This is a genomic window from Nonomuraea aurantiaca (assembly GCF_020215705.1).
Classification (GTDB): domain Bacteria; phylum Actinomycetota; class Actinomycetes; order Streptosporangiales; family Streptosporangiaceae; genus Nonomuraea; species Nonomuraea aurantiaca.
The window spans coordinates 1-16,495 of the sequence record NZ_JAIWNB010000042.1 but is presented as its reverse complement, the minus strand read 5'-3'; the positions used below and the strand labels follow the sequence as shown (position 1 = coordinate 16,495).

16 protein-coding genes are annotated in these 16,495 nt (G+C 69.2%); 10 read left to right on the top strand and 6 right to left on the bottom strand.

Going from position 1 to position 16,495, the window contains the following annotated elements; all coding sequences use genetic code 11:
- Window positions 1–13: 13 nt before the first annotated feature.
- A complete protein-coding gene (locus LDL49_RS50870) occupies window positions 14–643 on the bottom strand; it encodes a class I SAM-dependent methyltransferase (RefSeq protein WP_225302175.1) in 630 nt (209 codons plus the stop codon).
- Window positions 640–1,368 (bottom strand): TIGR04282 family arsenosugar biosynthesis glycosyltransferase, encoded by a 729-nt coding sequence (locus tag LDL49_RS50865; RefSeq protein WP_225302174.1) that lies wholly within the window; start codon window positions 1,366–1,368, stop codon window positions 640–642. Before LDL49_RS50865 ends, LDL49_RS50870 begins: the two co-directional genes overlap by 4 nt.
- Window positions 1,369–1,509: 141 nt before the next feature.
- Between LDL49_RS50865 and LDL49_RS50860 the strand changes: the two genes are divergently transcribed.
- The 3 genes from LDL49_RS50860 to LDL49_RS50850 are packed head-to-tail and all read left to right on the top strand — an operon-like array spanning window position 1,510 to window position 4,330.
- Window positions 1,510–2,817 (top strand): hypothetical protein, encoded by a 1,308-nt coding sequence (locus LDL49_RS50860; RefSeq protein WP_225302173.1) that lies wholly within the window; start codon window positions 1,510–1,512, stop codon window positions 2,815–2,817.
- Window positions 2,814–3,926 (top strand): molybdopterin-dependent oxidoreductase, encoded by a 1,113-nt coding sequence (locus tag LDL49_RS50855; protein WP_225302172.1) that lies wholly within the window; start codon window positions 2,814–2,816, stop codon window positions 3,924–3,926. The genes LDL49_RS50860 and LDL49_RS50855 overlap by 4 nt, the downstream gene beginning before the upstream one ends.
- On the top strand, window positions 3,923–4,330 hold the full coding sequence (locus LDL49_RS50850) for a hypothetical protein (RefSeq protein ID WP_225302171.1): 408 nt from the start codon (window positions 3,923–3,925) through the stop codon (window positions 4,328–4,330). The genes LDL49_RS50855 and LDL49_RS50850 overlap by 4 nt, the downstream gene beginning before the upstream one ends.
- Here the strand turns inward: LDL49_RS50850 and LDL49_RS50845 are convergent.
- Window positions 4,263–4,943 (bottom strand): glycosyltransferase family 2 protein, encoded by a 681-nt coding sequence (locus LDL49_RS50845; protein WP_225302170.1) that lies wholly within the window; start codon window positions 4,941–4,943, stop codon window positions 4,263–4,265. The two genes, LDL49_RS50850 and LDL49_RS50845, sit on opposite strands and share 68 nt — an antisense overlap.
- Window positions 4,940–5,935, bottom strand: a complete 996-nt coding sequence (locus tag LDL49_RS50840) for an NAD-dependent epimerase/dehydratase family protein (protein ID WP_372470707.1) — start codon at window positions 5,933–5,935, stop codon at window positions 4,940–4,942. The genes LDL49_RS50845 and LDL49_RS50840 overlap by 4 nt, the downstream gene beginning before the upstream one ends.
- Window positions 5,936–6,154: 219 nt before the next feature.
- Between LDL49_RS50840 and LDL49_RS50835 the strand changes: the two genes are divergently transcribed.
- Window positions 6,155–6,310, top strand: a complete 156-nt coding sequence (locus LDL49_RS50835) for a hypothetical protein (RefSeq protein ID WP_225302169.1) — start codon at window positions 6,155–6,157, stop codon at window positions 6,308–6,310.
- On the opposite strand, the gene LDL49_RS50830 is transcribed toward LDL49_RS50835, so the two are convergent.
- Window positions 6,303–7,244: a LacI family DNA-binding transcriptional regulator gene (locus tag LDL49_RS50830; RefSeq protein WP_225302168.1), complete on the bottom strand. Its 942-nt coding sequence runs from the start codon at window positions 7,242–7,244 to the stop codon at window positions 6,303–6,305. The two genes, LDL49_RS50835 and LDL49_RS50830, sit on opposite strands and share 8 nt — an antisense overlap.
- A gap of 228 nt (window positions 7,245–7,472) precedes the next feature.
- Here LDL49_RS50830 and LDL49_RS50825 point away from each other — a divergent pair, with 228 nt between their 5' ends.
- The 6 genes from LDL49_RS50825 (at window position 7,473) to LDL49_RS50800 (ending at window position 14,629) form a co-directional block, all read left to right on the top strand.
- Window positions 7,473–8,213, top strand: coding sequence for an ABC transporter permease (locus tag LDL49_RS50825; protein ID WP_225302167.1), 741 nt, complete (start codon window positions 7,473–7,475; stop codon window positions 8,211–8,213).
- On the top strand, window positions 8,210–9,001 hold the full coding sequence (locus LDL49_RS50820; RefSeq protein WP_225302166.1) for an ABC transporter permease: 792 nt from the start codon (window positions 8,210–8,212) through the stop codon (window positions 8,999–9,001). Before LDL49_RS50825 ends, LDL49_RS50820 begins: the two co-directional genes overlap by 4 nt.
- Window positions 8,998–9,975, top strand: a complete 978-nt coding sequence (locus tag LDL49_RS50815) for an ABC transporter ATP-binding protein (RefSeq protein WP_225302165.1) — start codon at window positions 8,998–9,000, stop codon at window positions 9,973–9,975. Before LDL49_RS50820 ends, LDL49_RS50815 begins: the two co-directional genes overlap by 4 nt.
- 13 nt (window positions 9,976–9,988) lie before the next feature.
- Window positions 9,989–11,041 (top strand): ABC transporter substrate-binding protein, encoded by a 1,053-nt coding sequence (locus tag LDL49_RS50810; RefSeq protein WP_225302164.1) that lies wholly within the window; start codon window positions 9,989–9,991, stop codon window positions 11,039–11,041.
- Window positions 11,038–12,111 carry an adenosine deaminase family protein gene (locus LDL49_RS50805; RefSeq protein WP_225302163.1) on the top strand — a complete coding sequence of 358 codons (1,074 nt, stop codon included), beginning with the start codon at window positions 11,038–11,040 and terminating at the stop codon, window positions 12,109–12,111. The genes LDL49_RS50810 and LDL49_RS50805 overlap by 4 nt, the downstream gene beginning before the upstream one ends.
- 634 nt (window positions 12,112–12,745) lie before the next feature.
- Complete coding sequence (locus tag LDL49_RS50800; RefSeq protein ID WP_225302162.1) at window positions 12,746–14,629, top strand: DUF8189 domain-containing protein; 1,884 nt, start codon at window positions 12,746–12,748, stop codon at window positions 14,627–14,629.
- Window positions 14,630–14,782: 153 nt separating this feature from the next.
- Here the strand turns inward: LDL49_RS50800 and LDL49_RS50795 are convergent, their stop codons facing one another.
- The gene (locus LDL49_RS50795; RefSeq protein WP_225302161.1) at window positions 14,783–16,333 is read right to left on the bottom strand and encodes a right-handed parallel beta-helix repeat-containing protein; all 1,551 of its coding nucleotides are present in this window, start codon (window positions 16,331–16,333) and stop codon (window positions 14,783–14,785) included.
- Window positions 16,334–16,495: the final 162 nt, after the last annotated feature.

Sequence of the window (16,495 nt, the reverse complement as noted above, 5' to 3'; positions counted from 1 at the left end):
TCGGTTCAGCTGGTCACCCCAGTGGGCGTGCTGGGTGCAGGGCCGCGAACCAGCGGCCCTGCTCCTGCCAGCTCTCGGCGAGGTCGAAGCCGCTGGATTCGGCGAGCCGGCCGATGTCGTCGGCCGACACCACGGCCCAGGCGAACCAGTCGCCCGCGATATCGGCACGGCGCAGGCGGACGCGGTCGACCCGGCTGGTCACGCCCGGCGGTTCGACCTCGGTGACGACCTCGCCGCCCGGCCGTACCAGCTCGCGCACCCGGCGCAGCAGGACACGTGGATGTCCGCCGATGCCGATGTTGCCGTCGGCGAGCAACGCGGTCTGCCAGCTTCCGGTCCTGGGGATCACGTCGAAGACGCTCCGGAGCAGCGCGTAGCCGCCCGCTCGCCGGGTCAGGTGTACGGCGCGCGGCGCGATGTCGATGCCGAGAGCGTGTACGCCCCGATGGCTCAACGCGACGGTCAGCCGGCCGGGGCCCGATCCGATGTCGAGTGTGGGGCCCGTGCACCGGCTCAGCATCGCCTCGTCCCCGTCGATCGGCTCGAACCAGCTGGCCACGTTCAGCGGGCGACATGTCCCGTCGGCGTGCTCGACCTCGACGGTGGCGCCGGACAGTGCCTCGGCGTAGATCTCGCCCATCATCGGCGCGCACCCGCCTCGGCCGGCGGTCCAACCCTGGCCGGCGGAGTCAGCTGGACCTCAGCCAGCGGTGTCAGCCGGGCCGACGGCGCCACCTCGGCCAGTGTCGCCGCGAAGCGGGAGCCTGGAGCTTCGGCGGCGACGTGGAAGGCGTCGGCCGCGGTGTCGATGTCGGTCAGCTCGGGCAGGTGCCGGACGCTCAGGCCGGCTTCGGCGAGCCGGTCGAGCTGGGCGCGGCCGGTGTACGGCTGGGACATGGGCACCCCGAGGAGCAGGCGCGGATCGGGCCGCCGCAGGCCGAGCAGCCAGAAGCCGCCGTCGGCCGCCGGGCCGTAGACCGCGTCGTGCTCGACCAGGGCGCTGGTGGCCGCGTCCAGCAGGGCGGGGCTGACCTGCGGGGTGTCCATGCCGATGAGCACGACCGGCTCGGGGCGCAGCCGGTAGGTATCGGCGAAGGCGGCGGCCAGGCGCTCGTCCAGGCCGTTCCCGCGCTGCGGGATGACCACGAAGCCGTCGGGCAGCCAGCTGCCGGGCAGTCCGTCCAGGGCCAGGACGCGTTGGGTGGCGGGCGCCCGTGCCACGGTGGTCAGGCTGTCTTCCAGCGAGGCCTCGGCCAGGCGGGCCGCCTGGTTCGGCGTGAACGGTGGCGTCAGGCGGGTCTTGACCCGGCCCGCGACGGGTTCCTTGGCGATGACCACGAGCTGCGCCGCCCCTGGAGTGATCTTCATGGTCCGACAGTAGGGCCGGTGACCTGGGGCGACCCTTACGGGATTGTTACGGGTGGCCGTCTCTTACGCTGTCCCTTACGGGGTTGTTACGGGTGGCCGTGGCGACGGTCCAAAACAGGCCGAGGGTGACACGCTCGGTTCGTGAGCAGATACACGGTGTTCGCCGGCGCGACGCTTGTCGCCCTGGTGCTCGTCCTGATCCGGATGGCGTTGGGCAGGCCCGGCCTGCTCGGCTGGTACCTGCTGGCATGGGGGTTGTTCGCGGCCGCCTTCTGGTGGGCGCGCAAGGTGCCGAAGCGGGAGCTGACCGTGCTGGTCGTGGCGGGCGGGATCGTGGTGACCGCCACCGGCCTGATCGCGCCGCCGAGTACGAGCACCGACTCCTTCCGGTACGCGTGGGACGGCCGGGTGCAGGCAGCCGGGCACTCACCGTACGACTACGCGCCCGCCGATCCGGCGCTCGGCCCGCTGCGCGATGACTGGCTCTTCCCTGATGACTGCACGGGGCCCGACCTCGCCCACGTGGCGGAGGGGGCCTGCACGCGTATCAACAGGCCGCTCGTGCACACCATCTACCCGCCGCTGGCCGAGGGCTATTTCCGGCTGGTGCACTGGTTGTCGCCGGATGGGGCGCGGAACAAGCCGTACCAGGTGGGTGGCGCGCTGATGGCGATCGCGGTGCTGCTGGCACTGCTGCGATGGATCGGCGTCAGGCAGGCGGCGTGCTGGGCGTGGTGCCCGGCCGTGCCCGCGGAGGCGGTCAACAACGCGCACATCGACATGCTGGGCGTGCTGCTGGTGGTGCTCGCCTTCTGCGTGGTCCGGGGCAGAGGAGCGCTGCTCGGCGCCGGGATCGCGGCCAAACTGCTGCCGGCCGTCACGCTTCCCGGCGCGCTGTCCGGGGTGTTGCGCGACGGGGTCGCCTGGCGGCGTGTCCTGGCCGTCGTGCTGCCCGCCGGGGCCGTCGTCGTGCTGGCCTACCTGCCGTACGTGCTCGCCTCGCGGGCTTCCGTGCTGGGCTACCTGTTCGGCTACCTCCAGGAGGAAGGCTACGAGGCGCCGTCGGCGAGAGCGCGCTACGGGGTGTTGCGGCTGGTCATGCCGGATTCTTGGACGCCGTTCGCCGCCATCGCCGTCCTGGGGCTGGTGATCTGGCTGGTGCTACGCCATGGCGACCCGGACCGCCCGTGGGCGGGAGCGCTGGTGGTCAGCGGATCGCTCCTGCTGCTGCTCACCCCGGCCTACTCCTGGTACGCGCTCCTGGTCGTCGCGCTGGCCGCCATGGACGGGCGATGGGAGTGGCTGGGCGTGGCGCTGGCCGGCGCGGTCGCCTACCTGTTCGGCCCGTCCACCCTGGCCTATGCCCTGGCCACGGTGGGGGTCGTCGTGGGCTGGGCCGTACGGCAGAGGCGTGCGGCCGGCACCCTCGAGGAGGCAGGAGCACGATGATGTTCATCCAGACGCTCTCGGCCAGGTTCACCAGCCGCCTGAGGTCGGAGCAGGTGTCGGCCAGGCTGGGCATGTGGCTGGGGATCAGCTTCACGCTCGCCTTCGCGACGGGGCTGTTCAGCCACTTCACCCAGCATCCCCCCGCCTGGCTGCTGTGGCCGTCGCGGCCGGTCAACCTGTACCGCGTCACGCAGGGCCTGCACGTCATCGGCGGCATCGCCACGGTGCCGCTGCTCCTGGCGAAACTGTGGGCCGTCTACCCGAAGTTGTGGCAGTGGCCGCCGCTGCGCTCGGCGGGCCACGCGGCCGAGCGGCTGTTCGTCCTGCTGCTCGTGGCTGGGGCGCTGTTCCAGCTCGTCACCGGGCTGATGAACATCGCCTACGACTACGCCTGGCCGTTCGGATTCATCCAGGCGCACTACTGGACGGCTTTCATCGTCTACGGCGCGCTCGTCGTCCACATCGTCAACGAGTGGGCCAAGCTCCGGCGGCACCTGTGGACCAGGGTTCAGGACCCTGACCGCCGTCGCTTCCTGTACACGATCGCCGCCGCCTGCGGCGTGGCCGCCCTGGTCACCGCGGGCGAGACCGTCGCCCCGCTGGGACGGCTGGCCGTACTGGCGCCGCGCAACCCGCGCATCGGCTCCCAGGGTGTGCCCGTGAACAGGTCCGCGCTCGCCGCCGGCATCGCCGGCATTATCGGCGACCCGGGCTACCGGCTGGTCGTGACGGGCGCCGTCCGCACGCCGCTCTCCCTCACCTACGCCGATCTGGTACGACTGCCGCAGCACACGGTCAGCCTGCCCATCTCGTGCGTGGAGGGCTGGAGCGTGGAGTGCGAATGGACCGGAATCCGGCTGCGCGACCTGATCGCCCAGGCAGGGGGCTCCCCCGAGGCGTTCCTGACGGTCGAGTCACTCGAACAGAGCGGCTACTACCGCGGCAGCGAGATCCGGCCACCGCACTGGAACGATCCGCTGACCCTGCTCGCACTGAAGATCAACGGCCGGACCCTGGACGCCGACCACGGCTACCCGGTCCGGCTGATCGCGCCGAACCGGCCCGGAGTCATGCAGACCAAATGGGTCACGAAGGTGAGGGTGTCATGAGGTGGCTCGGCTACGCTTTCGGCGGCGCCCTGGTGGCGCTCGGCTTCGCCGGGCTGCTCATGGACAGCGACCCGCCCGGCTGGGCGTTGTGGTTCGGCGGCGTCCTGATCGCGCACGACGCCGTGCTGGTGCCCGCGGTGCTGCTCGCCGGCGTACTCGTGGCCAGGGCCGGCGCGGCGCTGAGGGCATGGCTGATCGTGGCGGGGCTGGTGACGCTCGCGACTCTGCCGACGGTCTTGGCGCTGGGCAGGCGGGCGGACAACCCGTCGATCCTGCCGCACGACTACGCGCTCAACCTGCTGATCGTCCTGGCCGGGACCGGGCTCGTCGCCGCCGTCATCCGTCTCGCAGGACGGCTCGCATATCGGAGATCGCCCGAACGGTCCCGCGAACGGTCCCAGTGACCTTCGACCGCCCGCGACGGGCCAGGTAGTCGATGTCGACCTCGGCGATCCGCCACCCGGCGCCCGCCGCCCGCAGCACCATCTCCAGCGGGTAGCCGAACCTGCGGTCCCGCAGCCCGAGCGCGAGGAGTTCGGCCCGGCGGCAGGCCCGCATCGGCCCCAGGTCGTGCAGGGCCGCACCGGTACGGCGGCGCAGCTTCGCGGCCAGCACCGCGTTGCCCAGCCTGGCGTGCAATGGCCACGACGCGCCAGGCCGGCGCACCCTCCTGCCGAGCACCAGATCGCTCTTCCCGCCCAGGACCGGGGCGACGACTTCGGGCAGCTGCCGCGGATCGAGGGAGGCGTCGGCGTCCATGAAGCACACCAGCTCGGACGTGGCGGCCAGCAGCCCCGCATGGCAGGCCGCCCCGAACCCGCGCCGCGGCTCGCTCACCACCAGGGCGCCCAGCTCCGCGGCGATCTTCGCCGAGGAGTCGGTGGAGCCGTTGTCGGCCACGATCGGGCGGTAGCCCGGCGGCATCCGTTCAAGCACCCAGGCGAGGGCGGCTTCCTCGTTCAGGCAGGGCAGCACTACATCGATGGTCGTTGTCGTGGCGTCCTCAGAGCGGGTCATGGCGTCCCCAGAGCGGCGGTGGCGAACTCCTTCATGCCGGTCTCGAAGCCGATCTCGGCCTCGAAACCGAGCTCGGCGCGGGCCCGGCCGGGCGCGGCGACGATGTGCCGGACGTCGCCCAGCCGGTATTCGCCGGTGACGACGGGCTCGGGGCCACCGCACTCCGCCGCGAGGGCGGCGGCCATCTGCCCGACGGAGTGTGGGACACCGCTGGCGATGTTGTACGCGACCAGGCCGCCCGCGGCCGGTTCGGCCTCGGCGGCCGCCAGGTTCGCCCGCGCCACGTCGCGCACGTGCACGAAATCGCGCATCTGACGGCCGTCCTCGAATACCCGGGGCGCCCGTCCGGCTTCCAGCGCCGACCTGAAGATGGCGGCGACCCCGGCGTAGGGGGTGTCGCGCGGCATCCGCGGCCCGTACACGTTGTGATATCTCAGCGCCACCACGCTCCCGCCGGTCTCTCTCGCCCAGTTCGCGGCCAGGTGTTCCTGGGCCAGCTTGGTCGTGGCGTAGGCGTTGCGCGGGTCCATCGGTGCGTCCTCCCCGATCACGGCCGAGCGCACCACCTCACCGCAGACGGGACAGGACGGGTCGAACCGCCCCCGCTCCAGGTCCGCCGTCGAGCGCGGGCCGGGCCTGACCCGGCCGTGTTCGGCGCAGTCGTAGGCACCCTCGCCGTAGACCACCATCGAGGAGGCCAGCACCAGCCGTCCGACGTGATGCCTGGCCATCGCGGCCAGCAGCACGGCGGTGCCGTACACGTTGACCGAGGCGTAGTCCGGCAGGTCGGCCACGTCCACGCCGAGCCCGACCTTGGCCGCCTGGTGCACGACCAGATCCACACCGGGCAGCAGCAGATCCAGGGTGTCCGGGTCGCGAAGATCAGCCCCGTCGCGCAGATCGAGTCCCGACACGTCATGCCCGGCCGCCTCGAACGAGGCGACCACATGACTTCCAATGAAACCGGCCGAACCGGTGACCATCACCTTCACCTGACCGACAGTAATCATCGGAACCGGTCCGCCGAAGGAGGCGGGGGCTGACGTTCGCACCCTGTAAGAACCTCAAGCCGATCGTGGCGCTGGAGATCACCTCTTTGAGTCACGGATTTCCTTTAAGGGTTCAGCGTCGTAAGGCGAGGGCCGGCTCGGTGGCGGCCGCGGCCATCTCGGTGAGCCATCCAGGGCGCCACCGACTACAACGACGGCGGCGTGGTCCCAGCGGGGACCTGCGAGCCGCCGGCCAACACGCCGTTCCCGCCGTACTACGGCATCCAGATCATGACCAAGCTGGGTGCGGGCGACCTCGTCCGGCTCGCTGCTGTCCGCCCACGCGGCTTCACCCTCAACGCTGCCTGTACTAGCTGATCGGGACCGTCAGGCGGCGTCTGGTGGGTGGTGGCTCCTTGCGCTCGCCGAGGAGGGTCATGAGCTGGTCCATGGCCACCTCGCCGAGCTTCTCGCCGTCCACGTCGATCGAGGGGACGTCGTCCAGGCCGAGGCTCTCGACGATCATGCGTTCCGAGCTGACCACGACATCGCGGATGCCGCGGCTGAGCAGGGCGAACATGAGGCCGAGGCCGATCGAGGTCGCATAGGGGACCACGGCGGTGGCGCGGGCGGCGATCACGGCCTCCGCCGTCCCCACTCCGGCGGCGAACGTCGAGGGGTACGGGCCGAGCATGGTCAGCGTCGCGCCGCTCGACTCGGTCGCGGCGCGGATGGCCGCCTGGCGCTGGCGATCCTGCCAGGAGCCCGCCGGACCGCCGATGTAGACGATGCGCTCGTGGCCCTTCTCGACGAACCAGGTGACGAGCGCGCCGAAGGCGGTGGCCGTGTCGGCGACCGCCGAGGTCATGCCCTCGATCTCGCGGTCGATGAGCACGGTCGGCTTGAACGACGCGGCGGCGCGGACGATCTCGTCCGAACCTCGGGGCGCGGTGAGCAGAAAGCCGTCGACCTGGTGCGCGAGCTGCTCGACCGCGGCGATCTGGGCCGCGTGCTCCAGAGAGTGCACCGAGATGGTCAGCTGCATCCCCGAGTCGGCCGCGCGCGCCTGGGCGCCGCCGATGATCGGGGTGAAGAAGGTATTGTCGAGCGTGGGCACCACGACGGCGACCACCCCGGTCCTTCCGCGGGCCAGCTGGGTGGCTGCCCGGTTGGGGACGAATCCGAGCTGCTCAGCGGCGGCACGGACGCGGGCCACCGTTTCCGGGGCGGCCTGGTCCGGCCGGCCCAGCGCGCGGGAGGCCGTCGCCTTCGAAACCCCGGCCAGCGCGGCGACGTCCGCGAGTGTCGGCACCCATCCTCCTTGATTCTTCACGAAGATTCGTCACACGGATTTCACACGGGGGTTTGTGCGCGAGGCCGCTCATAACTTATGGTCAGGCTCTTGGAACCGGTTCCGCAACCGGTTCCAGGTAAGCGTACGCCACTGAGAAAGGACGCCGACATCTCCCGCACATCGGCCTTTCTACTGGTGCCTGGTCTCGTCCTTCTCGTCGCAGGCTTCCTCATCCCCTCCGCTGCGATGCTCTTCGCGCCGCCGGACGTGGCGACCGGTGAGATCTTCGCGCGCCTGGGCGAGATGCTCACGGATCCCTACGACCTGGCGGTGATCGGGCGCACGGTCGGGCTGGCGCTGGCTGTCACGATCATCTGCGTCGTCCTCGGCTTCCCCATCGCGTACTGGCTCGCCCGCTCCCCGTCACGCTGGAGCGGCGTCTTCCTGGCAGTGGCGATCTTCCCATTGATGCTGAGCAACGTGGTGCGGACCTTCGGCTGGCTGGTGATCCTCGGCTCCAAGGGGGCCCTCGGCCAGCTGCTCGTCCAGCTAGGCATCGTCGAGGTGGCGCCGCAGCTGCTCTACACCAAGCTGGCGATCATCCTCGGCCTCACCCAGCTGTTCCTGCCGCTGGCGATCATCTCCTGCTACTCGGCCGTCGCCCAGGTCGATCCCGGCCTGGACGACGCCTCGCGCGGGCTCGGCGGGGGCAGAATCCGTACGATGTGGAGCGTCGTCATCCCGCTGACCATGCCGGGCATCGTGGTGGCCGCCACCCTGGTCTTCGCGGGGTCCGTCACCGCCTACACCACGCCCTACCTGCTGGGCGGATCCAGCCAGCGGATGCTGTCCACGCAGCTGTTCAACTACGCCAGCACCACGGTCGACTGGGCCACCGCCTCGGCGACGGCGCTCATCATGACGGTCCTGGTCTTCCTGGTCTCCGGGCTGTCCTCGCTGATCGGGCGGAAGGGGGCCACCTCATGAAGCGGCCGATCACGGCGGCGCTCGCGGTCATCGGCTACGTCATCATGATCGTGCCGATCATCTTCGTGGTCGCCACCGCCTTCACCTCGGGCAGCACCCTGAGGTTCCCGCCCGACGGGTTCTCGCTGCGCTGGTTCGACGAGGCGCTCGGCTACGAGCCGTTCATCGGGGCCGCGATCTCCAGCCTGGAGCTCGCCGTAGTCGCCACCGCGCTCGCGCTGCTGGTCGGCGTGCCTGTCACCCTCGCCGTCCACCGGGGAAAGCTGCCTGGTAAGAGCCTGGTCGAGGGGTTGTTCCTGTCGCCGCTCATCGTCCCTGAGCTGGTCGTCGGCCTCGCCCTGTTCCAGCAGCTGATGGTCGGCCTGGACCTGGACAACTTCAGCACCCTGCTGGTCGGGCACACGGCGCTGATGCTGCCCTACGCGGTACGCGTGACCGGAGCCTCGCTCGCGCTGGCCGACCCCGCGCTGGAGGAGGCCGCCCGGGGGCTCGGCGCCTCGCCGCTGCGCGCGTTCTTCAACGTGACGCTGCCCATCCTGCGGCCGGGAATCTTCTCCGCCGGGTTGCTCAGCATGGTCACGTCCTTCAACAACGTGCCGCTGTCGCTCCTGCTGCAGGGACGCGACTTCCGTACGTTGCCGGTGACGATGCTCGACTACGTCCAGCAGTCCTACGACCCGATGGTCGCCGCCGCGTCCACCCTCGTCCTGGCCGCCACCGTGGTCATCGCGGTGATCGCCGAGCGCACGGTCGGATTCGCCAAGATCTTCGGAGGGATCAACCAATGACCGCCGCCGCCGAGCTGATCGGAGTCACCCAGAGGTTCGGCTCCTTCACCGCCGTCGATGAGATCGACCTCGTCGTGCCGTCAGGGCAGCTGACCACGCTGCTGGGCCCGAGTGGCTGCGGCAAGACCACCACGCTCCGGATGATCGCGGGCTACTCGGCACCCACGTCGGGGACGATCCGCATCGACGGGGTCGACAGCACGCGCACGCCGCCGGAGAAGCGGCATCTGGGGATGGTCTTCCAGTCGTACGCGCTGTTCCCGCACATGACGGTGGCCGACAACGTCGGTTACGGGCTCAAACTGCGCAAGGTTCCGTCCGCGGAACGACGGGCGCGGGTCATGGAGACGCTCGAGCTCGTCGGGCTCGCGCACCTGGCCGACCGCAAGCCGAAGAAGCTGTCCGGCGGTCAGCAGCAGCGGGTGGCGCTGGCCAGGGCGATCGCGATCAGGCCCAAGCTCCTGCTGCTCGACGAGCCGCTGTCCAACCTCGACGCCCGGCTGCGCGTCCAGATGCGGGCCGAGATCAGGCGCATCCAGGCGGAGACCAGGCTGACCGTCATCCTCGTCACCCATGACCAGGACGAGGCGCTGGAGATGTCCGACGAGATGGTCATCATGAACGAGGGCAGGATCGTGCAGCAGGGCTCTCCGCAGCAGGTCTTCCCCCGTCCGGCCGACCGCTTCGTCGCCGAGTTCCTCGGCTACGAGAACTTCCTCACCGCGGCCGACGGCACCCCGCTGACCATCCGGCCCGAGCATCTGCGCATCGCCGAGCAAGGTCAGGGCCTCGACGCGAAGGTGGTCGACGTGGCCTTCCGCGGCGTCGACCTGCTGGTCTCGCTCGACGTGGTCGACCCGTCGGGCGCGACCGTCAGGCTGCGTGCCGACGTACGCAACGACGCGCCCCTGACGCCCGGATCGAGCGTCACGGTGATCGCGCCGGACGACCACCTGGTCTCACTCCCCCGCTGAAAGAAGGAACTCCATGCCAACGCGCCGTGCCGTACTGGCCGCTGCCCTGACGCTGCTCGCCGCAGCCGGATGTGCCGGCTCCGGCTCCGCCGAGAAGCAGGCCGATCAGAACACCATCGTCGTCAGCACCTTCCCCTTCGGGGTGAAGGAGTTCGAGCAGGCGGTCGTCGCTCCGTTCACCAAGCAGACGGGGATCAAGGTCGAGCTGGACACCGGGTCCAACTCCGACCGGCTGTCGAAGCTACGGCTCGCCAAGGGCAAGCCGGAGGCGGACGTGGTGCTGATCTCCGACTACTTCGCCGCGCTCGGGCAGAAGGACGGCCTCTTCCAGAAGGTGGACGTGCCCAACATCAAGGAGCTGGCGCCGTTCGCGACCGAGGGCGCCTTCGAGGGGCCGGCGTACACGCACCAGCTCAACGGGATCATCTACAACACCGGCAAGCTGAACCAGAAGCAGGCCGCCGACTGGGCGCTGTTCGCGGACCCGGCGAACAAGGGGAAGGTCGCGCTTCCCGATATTTCGGTGACCGCCGGACAACTCATGATTTCGGGGGTGGGTGAGTCGTACGGCAAGGGCCCCTACGACATCGACACCTCGTTGAAGACCCTGGCCGGGTGGGCGCCGAACGTCCTGCAGTTCTACACCTCCTCGACCGAGGTCACGAACCTGCTGAACCAAGGCGAGATCGTCGCCGCCGACGCGCTGAGCGGCTTCGCCACCAAGCTGGTCACCTCGGGCGAGCCGATCGCCTGGACGGCTCCCGCCAAGGGCCGCTACATGGCCACCAACCGGGCGATGATCCCCAAGGGCGCGCGCAACCAGCAGGGAGCGGCGAAGTTCATCGACTACATGCTGTCGGCCGAGGCGCAGAGCGCCATGGCGAAGGCCGTCGGTGACCTGCCCACGAACCCGAAGGCGGAGATCCCGGCCGACGTCGCCAAGGTGACGGGCGAGGCGGCGAAGGACCCCGTGGCCGCCGGGTTCAAGACCCTCGACCCCGCCCAGCTCGTCGACACCCGCACCACCTGGGTCGACCGCTTCACCCGCGAGGTGGCCGGCAAGTGAACCTCGACCTGATGCCCAAGGTCGATCTGCACTGCCACCTCATCGGCACCGTGCGCGCCTCGACCTTCGCCGAGCTGGCCAGGCGGGAGGGGCTCGACCTGCCCGACACCCCCGAGCGGATCTACGCGGATGTGAACTCGCTCCCGCCGGACCCGGCGCTCTACCTGAACACCCGGATCCCGGTCCCGCAGGGCAGGAGCGCGGACGAGCCCGCGGTCTCCTACTCGCTGTTCCAGGTGTCCTCGTGGGTTCTCCAGGTCCTGCGCGACGCCGACGATCTCACCAGGATCACCTATGAGGCGTTCGAGGACGCCCATCGGACCAGCGCGACCAGGCATCTCGAGGTGTCCTTCGACACGCTGACCGAACACCAGGAGAAGCTCGGCTACGCCACGGTGGTCGAGGCGTACGCCGAGGGCATCAGGATGGCCGAACGCGACTTCGGCATGTCGGGCCGGCTCATCGCGGCCGTCGACCGGAGCACGTCGGGCGAGGAGGCGCTCTCCTGGATCCGTACGGTGGTGGACAACCCGCACGACTACGTGGCCGGGATCGGGCTGGACAACCTGGAGACCGCCGGGCCGCCCGAGCGGTTCGAGGCCGCCTTCCGGCTCGCCGGTGCGGCCGGGCTCCGCCGTACCGCTCACTCCTCCGAGCACGCGCCCGTCGCCGTCAACACGGTCACCTGCCTCGACGTGCTCGGGTGCGACCGGATCGACCATGGCTATTTCGTCCTCCAGGACGACGAGGTCGTCGCCAGGGTCAGGGACGAGCAGATCCCATTCACGGTCATCTCGACCACCTCGCGGCGCTCGTGGCGGCCGTGGCGGCGGGCGTCGATCGCGGCGATGCTGGAGGCCGGGCTCAACGTCATTCCGGCTTCCGACGACCCTGGGATGTTCCCGACGTCGCTGGCGACCGAGTATCGGATCCTCTCCGAGCAGCTCGCCGTACCGGATGAGCGGTTGCGTGCGATGGCGCTGGCCGGGGTGGAGGCCTGCTGGCTGCCGGAGCCGGAGAAGGACGCGCTGCGCAGGCGCTTCGAGCGCGAACTCGCGAACCTGGAGTAACCCAGACGGGACCGTGAGAGCAAACCGCCAGCTTCAACGGTGGTAGTTGATTGACGACATACGCCTTTCCTTTGGTGGAGGCCGTGGGAACGATCTCCACTCTGGCGGCACCGTCGTGATGATCTCTGCCTGCGACCGTGGTCGCACCCCGGTAATACTCCAGGCCGGAATCCGGGAACTCGACCTGAAGACCGGCATGACCTCGCACGACACCGCGACACCGGTCCGACTCCCCCATTGAGCCCCGCAGGGCATTTATCGAGTTCTGACCGTCTGTCAAATTTAAATGAACAACAGAAAGGATTTCCCCTCCTTTACCAAATTCGTTCCCCATGGATTTTATGGTGAATTTATACTCGCCGATCACCCGATCGCAAAAGCGAGCGCCGGGCGCACCCATTCGTTCACCTCGAAGGCAGCCGGAGGGCGGGTTCCGCAGCAACCCCACTGCGTCTTCCCAGGCCAGAGTCACCTTCTCGAGAAATTCGGGCGCGTTACGCAGTTGTTATCAAGTTTCCCCTTGCTCTCGGCTCAAGAACTATTCACTATTCGACCCTGGACCCTAGAACCTTTTGTCCGGTACGGCCTGCGTGGGGGGAACAACATGCGCGGAGGCGGAACTACCTCGTTCTGGGTGCGGCTGTTAGCCGTGCTCGCGACGCTCGTCGTGCTGGTGCCGATGGGCGGGGTGGCCGTCGCCACGCCCGCCATCGCACCCGGCGCGTTCATGCAGATCGTGGCGCATGAGGACGACGACATCCTGTTCATGAACCCCGACATCGACGACTCGATCCAGTCGGGGGCGGCGAACGTGACGGTCTTCATCACCGCGGGACAGGTCACCGGCGACGGTGATACCGACGAGCAGCGGGCCCGTAACCGGCAGCGCGGCATGCTGGACGCCTACGCCCGGATGGCGGGAGCGCCGGATGTGGATCCGGCCGCCCAGGAGGAGTGGACCGGGGTCGCCTGGACGATCGCGGATCGGCAGGTCGAGCGATACACGCTCACGAGCCATCCGCAGATCCAGCTGGTGTTCATGAACATGCGGGACAACGAGATCGGCTGGTTCAACGTCGTGGACGACTTCGTCGATCACACGATCATCCCTGAGAACGGCCTGGTGAGCGAGTCGTACACGTACGAGCGCGCTGACGTGATCGCCGTACTGGCGGGGTTGATGAACCACTACCAGCCCAACGTGCTCCGCGCCCAGGACCCCATCGTCGACAGCCGCTACGACCCGGGCCACGGCGACCACGTGGCCGCGGGACGGTTGGCCGGGGACGCCGCCGAGGCGTCGGGCTTACCGATTCTGCTGGTGAACTACCGCGACTACAACATCGCCGACGCGCCCATGAACCTGACGACCGCGATCAGCGCCCGCAAGAGCGCGATCATCGATCACTACATCCAGTACGACCACGCGTTCGACCCGAACGTGTGGCCGACGCGGATGTACTACCGCTGGGCCAGGGGAACCCATTGGGCAGGCCGGAACGCTGACGGCAGACCCCAGATCTTCGTGGTCCGCAACGGTGTGGTGACCACCTACGGGCAGACCCCGGCCGGAGCGTGGGACGGCCCGTACACGCTGGCCGGCGCGGGCGGCGCCTTGGCACCCGCGATCAGCGTGGGCAAACAGGCCGACGGCCGCTTGGCGATCTTCGCCAGACGGATGACCGACCACCACATCGTCACCATGTCCCAGATCGCGGCCAACGGCGCCTGGACAGGAGGCTGGACCGACCTTGGCAATCCCCACACGAACTGGGAAGTCCAGGAACAGATCGGTCTGCCCGTTGTCGCCTCCAACGCCAACGGCCGCATGCAGATGTTCGTCAAGAACGGCAATGGCGGGGTCAGCAGCCGCGTCCAGACCGCGGCCAACGGCGGCTGGGGCGCGTGGCAGAACCAGGGCGGCACCGACGTGCAGGACGGCCTCAGCGCGATCACCACGCCACTGGGCCGCATCGAGCTGTTCGCCAGTTCCAGGACTCGGCTGCTGCGCTGGTATCAGTCCATCCCCAACGGCGGTTTCACCCGCGACACCACCGTCCCGTCGATGACCCCGGCCAGCCCGCCCTCGGTCGCTCTGTCCCAGGACGGGCGCCTCCACGTGGCCTACCGCCGCGCCGGCACCGCCGCGATGGTCGTCAGCTACCAGCTCGTGGCCGGCGCCGCCTGGAGCACCACGCCTGCCGTGATCGGGGGACACGCGGGGGTCGGTGAGCCCGCACTCGTCACCACGCCGGCCGGTCTGGACTCGCGGATCCTGATGTTCGAGCGCAACGCCGGGACCGGGGTCAGCATGACCAAGCAGTCGATCGCGAACGGCAGCGGTTACGGCACGTGGGCCGACCTCGGCGGGACCATTGTCGATTACCCGGCGGCCATCCTTGACGCGAACGGAGCGGCCGTGATGTTCGCCGTGGGGACCGATGGCGTTGTCCATGCCCGCAGGCAATCGGCTCCGGGTGCCGATAGTCCGTTCGGGGACTGGGAAGCTCTGCCCTGAGCAGTCAGCCGGATTCCCGGCACTTCGGGCTGCTTCCGGTAGGGGACGTGGTGGGGGTCGCGTTCGGGCGGATCGGCGGCGGCGCTCTGGACGTCAGGAGGTCGCAGCCCGTGGATCACGGGCTGCGACCGAAGTGGGTCATGGCGTCACCGGCTAGCCGAAGGTGACGACCAGGCGGCCGTCCGCGGCGAAGGACCAGTGCAGGGCGCCCGAGTAGGAGGAGCACCGGGACCCGTTCGAGCCGGACCAGAACTGGTTGGAGCTGTCGGCGTTACCCACGATCCTGTCGTTGGTCCCGCTGCCGCTGCGGCACGAGACGTTGTTGCGGAACACCGAGGTACCGGCGTCGAAGGAGTAGTTGCGCTCGGTGTTGTCGATGCTGACGTTGTCCGAGATCGACATCGTGCCGGGGTTGCGGTTGTAGGTGAACCCGTGCTTGCCGTTGCGGTAGGCGATGCTGCGCCGGATCACGTGATTGACCGCGATGTCCTCGCCACCGAGCTTGTAGCCGTTGCGGTCGCCGTTGCCGGCCTGGCTGCCGTCGCTGAGCGTGCCGTTGTTGTAGGAGAGGGAGTCCTCGATGGTGACCGGGCCGATGGCTCCGGTGTCCGTCTTGGTGTAGAGGTCCCAGCCGTCGTCGATGTTGTTGTGAGACACCGCGTAGCGGAAGACGTTGCCGGGGCCGGCGGTGAGCTTCGCGGCGAAGCCGTCGGCGTCCTCTCCGTCGGAGTCGGCGTTGTCGTGCGACTCCGCGCTCAGGACGAGGTTGTTGGCCGGCCACTGATCATGAGGGGTGTCGGAGGCGATCCGCGAGATCTGCAGCCCCGAGTCACGGTTGAAGCGCGTCACCGTACGCTCGATGATGTTGTTGCTGCCGCCGACGAAGATCCCGTTGTCACCGGCCCGCTCGACGACGATGCCGTAGAGGTGCCAGTACGACCCGTTCAGGGCCAGCCCGCGGTTGGCCGAGTCCTCACTCATGGCCGAGAAGTTCAGCACCGGGGTCTCACCCGGGTAGGCGGACAGTTTCTTGCGGGCACTGGCGGTGCCGTTGTTGCCCGGCGCGATGGTGAGCGTCTGCGCGAGGTTGTAGGTCCCGCCGCGCGCGTAGATCACCCCGCCCGCGGTGACGCGGGTGATCGCCGAGGCGAGCGTCGTCGGGGCCGACTCCGTTCCGGGCGCGCTCGCGCTGCCGTTCGGCGACGCGTACAGCGTGCCGGCGGGTGGGGGTGTGCTTCCCGTCGTGACGTCGAGGTAGTCGATGTTCGCCAGGCCGGTGCCGCCGGTGGGGTTGAGCCGGATGGTGTTGCTGCCCGAGGCCAGGTTGACGGTCAACGTCGTGGTGGTCCAGGCGTCCCATGTGCCCGTGCCTTCGAACGGCACCGACTGGACGGCCGTACCGTTGACCATCAGGCTGGCGGGACGGCTGCTGGTGGTGCCGTTGGCGAACCGCACCCCGAGCGTCGCCGTACCCGCCGCCGAGGCGTTCACCGTGAACTGGACGTAGGCGCCGGCGGCGTTGGTGCCGTTGCAGAAGCCGCTGCCGGAGTAGCCCGCCCAGTTGGCGTCGATCGTCCCGGTGCAGGCCGCCGGCGAGGTCTCGGCCTCGTACCGGGTGGTCGCGGCGTACGCGTTGGATGGTGACAGTGCGACGAACACGCCGGCCAGCAGGCCGGCGCACGCCATGACGGCTTTTAGGCGCATCCTTCGTCTCCGTGAGCTTGGTAAGCGCTTTCCGATGTAGGGTCGGGGGCTGGCGCGGTGGCGTCTCCTGACGGTAGGGCCTGGGGCCTTCATGTTCCGCCGGTTTCCCGGTCGGTTGTGCCACCCCAGTGACCGTGGCCAGGTTCGTTGCTCCGTTTCCAG

Bases quoted from the DNA above. Each gene is read 5' to 3' on its own strand.
- LDL49_RS50850 (WP_225302171.1), top strand. From the start codon at position 3,923: ATGAGGTGGCTCGGCTACGCTTTCGGCGGCGCCCTGGTGGCGCTCGGC.
- LDL49_RS50845 (WP_225302170.1), bottom strand. From the start codon at position 4,943: ATGACCCGCTCTGAGGACGCCACGACAACGACCATCGATGTAGTGCTG.
- LDL49_RS50795 (WP_225302161.1), bottom strand. From the start codon at position 16,333: ATGCGCCTAAAAGCCGTCATGGCGTGCGCCGGCCTGCTGGCCGGCGTG.
- LDL49_RS50815 (WP_225302165.1), top strand. From the start codon at position 8,998: ATGACCGCCGCCGCCGAGCTGATCGGAGTCACCCAGAGGTTCGGCTCC.
- LDL49_RS50810 (WP_225302164.1), top strand. From the start codon at position 9,989: ATGCCAACGCGCCGTGCCGTACTGGCCGCTGCCCTGACGCTGCTCGCC.
- LDL49_RS50855 (WP_225302172.1), top strand. From the start codon at position 2,814: ATGATGTTCATCCAGACGCTCTCGGCCAGGTTCACCAGCCGCCTGAGG.
- LDL49_RS50865 (WP_225302174.1), bottom strand. From the start codon at position 1,368: ATGAAGATCACTCCAGGGGCGGCGCAGCTCGTGGTCATCGCCAAGGAA.
- LDL49_RS50870 (WP_225302175.1), bottom strand. From the start codon at position 643: ATGATGGGCGAGATCTACGCCGAGGCACTGTCCGGCGCCACCGTCGAG.
- LDL49_RS50820 (WP_225302166.1), top strand. From the start codon at position 8,210: ATGAAGCGGCCGATCACGGCGGCGCTCGCGGTCATCGGCTACGTCATC.
- LDL49_RS50825 (WP_225302167.1), top strand. From the start codon at position 7,473: ATGCTCTTCGCGCCGCCGGACGTGGCGACCGGTGAGATCTTCGCGCGC.